At 74.7% G+C, this 463-nt stretch carries 1 pseudogene; it reads left to right on the top strand.

The window, feature by feature from the left end:
• Positions 1-463, top strand: a pseudogene (locus tag AC5RUJ_RS18340) (thioredoxin domain-containing protein); the annotation flags it as partial.

Raw genomic sequence — 463 nt, forward strand, 5'->3', positions numbered from 1 at the left:
GGCGAGTTGCTGGGGCGGCCCGAGCTGAGCGCCGCCGCGGTGGCCGCCGCGGACTACCTGCTGGCCGTGCACCTGGACGGCTCCGGCCGGCTTGCCCGGGTGTCGCACAACGGCACTGCCCAGCACTTCGAAGGCTTGCTGGAGGACTACGCCGGCTGCGCGGAGGGGCTGTTCTCGCTGTATGCGGCCACCGGGGAGCCCCGCTGGTATGCCGCCGCGGAAGCGCTGGTGCTGCGCGCGGAGGAGGTGTTCCTGGAGGCGGGACAGCTGAGCGACCAGGCGGCCCCCGCCGCCCAGGTGGCTGCCGCCGCCGGATCCGTTCCGCCCGCGGATCCGCTCGAGAGCGCCACTCCCAGCGGCACCGGCCTGTTGGCCGGCGCGTTGGCCACCTATGCCGCCTACAGCGGCTCCGCCCGGCACCGGGAGTTGGCGGGCCGGCTGCTGGGTTACCTGGAGCGGATTG

Source organism: Arthrobacter sp. Y3223164 (assembly GCF_059091005.1).